At 34.3% G+C, this 1,927-nt stretch carries 2 protein-coding genes; both read right to left on the reverse strand.

Annotated features, from left to right (window positions below; genetic code table 11):
• Positions 1-63: 63 nt before the first annotated feature.
• Positions 64-348: a hypothetical protein gene (locus tag ACT8VG_RS10730; RefSeq protein WP_288706672.1), complete on the reverse strand. Its 285-nt coding sequence runs from the start codon at positions 346-348 to the stop codon at positions 64-66.
• Positions 349-1,058: 710 nt separating this feature from the next.
• The gene (locus ACT8VG_RS10735) at positions 1,059-1,664 is read right to left on the reverse strand and encodes a helix-turn-helix domain-containing protein (protein ID WP_288706674.1); all 606 of its coding nucleotides are present in this window, start codon (positions 1,662-1,664) and stop codon (positions 1,059-1,061) included.
• Between the last annotated feature and the right edge of the window lie 263 nt (positions 1,665-1,927).

The raw sequence follows: 1,927 nt of genomic DNA on the forward strand, positions 1-1,927 counted from the left end.
ATACTATTCGATTTTAAAAGAAAAGACTGTTAACATTTAGTTTGTCAACAGTCTGGAGCATGCCTAGAAGGCATGCTTTTTGAGTACGTCTAGTATATTATGAATGATTTGATGAGCATCTTCATGATAGTAAAGATACAAAGAAGAAGTCTTATTTGTAGGAGAAGAAGATAAATACTTACAATAAGGACTCTGATCCATGAACTTCTGTAAGATGACATAACCTTCTTTCATACATGTTTTTAAAAGTAACTGTTCTATTTCTGTATCTATATTCTTATACTCTGTGGATGTATCATAGAGTAATGGAAGAGATTCTAAAGAAGTATCTTTATGATAATACTTCATAAGAGGATAGGTTTTTAATAAAAGAGATGGGCCTTTTAGGGCATTTATTTTCCATCATGATAATAAGATTCAGCTCTCTCTCATTAAACATTTGAATAAGCTCTATTCGTCTATAAGCACGATACTTTAATTCCGTTTTACCTCATGTTTTTTATGGTTTTCTCTCCAAAATACAGTGAAAAGCGGTTGAATTGCACTACCAATTTTGATTTGCCTGATTTCTTGGCACCGTTTTGGCACCGGAGAATACTCAAACCGATTCTCTTCTGTAGATACTAGATGTTTCTCTACCAACTTTATATTGCACCGGTAATTTTTAACTGTTACAATCGAAACATGGGTGCTACCCTAACGGTAGGCGGTTAGTCCTTCTCCAGAGGGACTGTGACCCTCTGATTACATAGAAACCTGTAAAGAAATCCAGTGGAAAGGAGGGTTAAGCCAATGAGTATTATTGACTCCATAGCAGTAGTATGCTTCGGCTTAACCTGCTTTAGTATCGGATATACATTAGGTAAAGATAATCATAAACCACAAAAATAACCGCTCTGGTCTGGTAAACTAAGCGGTTATCTTTGATGATATTCTAAATAGTAAAATGGGCTAACCGTCTATCGGTAGCACTCTTTTTCTATAATCATATTAGCACGCATCTGTGAAAATATCAAAAAGTTCTTTTTCCATAGTATGTAATACGAATTTGAAAATACTTATAAGCCGAAAAAATACACCAGTACCAGTTTGATCACAGCAGCTACACCAAAAGCTACAACTGCAGTTACAACAAATTGAATAGTTTTTGGGAAATTTTCGAATACAAAAACTTTTCTACTCTTGCTCCGCACCTTGCTTAAAGATCCTGTCGTAAATGCAGCCATCATTATGACTGACACAGATACCAAGGTCTCACAATAGCTGGCAAGCTTTCCTAACACATCATTATACATGTATGCACCTGTTTCATGCAGAATCCAGTATAGAACCAATGCACAAACTCCCATGACACTTTGGAGCTTCATTTCCTTAAAAATCTTCTCTTTCTCTGTAGTTGCATAATCAGCCATTGTTTTAGCAATTTTTCTTTCTTCTTCGTTCATCATCTCGCTTTTCCTTTCTCCACTGATAATCTCAGGAATGCTGATATCATAATAATCTGCAATATCCACAAGAATACTGATATCCGGCATATTGTTTCCGGTTTCCCATCTGGATACGGTTCTTCCAGAGACATTTAATATTTGTGCCAATTGCTCCTGTGTAATGCCTTTTTCTTTGCGAAGTTTTTTTAAAAAATTCCCGATTTTTACTTGGTCCACCTCAACTCCTCCTTTCATCATCAAATATAGAAGCTGTTATCTGCAAATAACACGACACAAAGCGAGAAATGTCGTATTTTCACTAATAGACACAGTTGTCTATGCATTTTTCATTTTTTCAATTATACAAACTGGAAATTGTCAAATTCTTTGTAATAGTGTAATCCTAATCTATAAATTACCATTTAGTCATTGCATTTTTTATATAAAACAAAGTATAAATTTCTAATTATCTTTTTATATTTTCTTAAATGCTCGTAAAG

This window comes from Catenibacterium sp., from assembly GCF_052354645.1.
GTDB classification, from domain to species: domain Bacteria; phylum Bacillota_I; class Bacilli_A; order Erysipelotrichales; family Coprobacillaceae; genus Catenibacterium; species Catenibacterium mitsuoka_A.

Bases quoted from the DNA above. Each gene is read 5' to 3' on its own strand.
- ACT8VG_RS10730 (WP_288706672.1), bottom strand. From the start codon at position 348: ATGAAGTATTATCATAAAGATACTTCTTTAGAATCTCTTCCATTACTC.